The following is a 241-nucleotide window of genomic DNA, read 5'->3' on the forward strand; positions in this document are numbered from 1 at the left end:
CATGACAATTTTTACTCCACTTTGCCAATTAATATGAATAACATAGCAGAACAACTGAGCCTCGCCTATTACAACCTGAAGGAAAAATGCAGTGCTTTGGCTACAGACAGCAAAGCGGTAGCGTTGATTGCAGTAAGTAAAACTAAACCTGCATCTGCCGTATTGGCTGCCTATCAGGCCGGACAACGTTTATTCGGTGAAAATTACCCGCAAGAATTAGTTGAAAAAGCGCAGCAGCTGT

The 241-nt window shown here is 42.7% G+C and carries 1 pseudogene; it reads left to right on the top strand.

The features are described 5' to 3' along the window. A pseudogene (locus R0J87_RS24115) lies at nt 1-241 on the top strand (hypothetical protein); the annotation flags it as partial.

It is taken from the genome of Halomonas sp. SIMBA_159 (genome assembly GCF_046536035.1).
Lineage (GTDB): Bacteria > Pseudomonadota > Gammaproteobacteria > Pseudomonadales > Halomonadaceae > Vreelandella > Vreelandella venusta_A.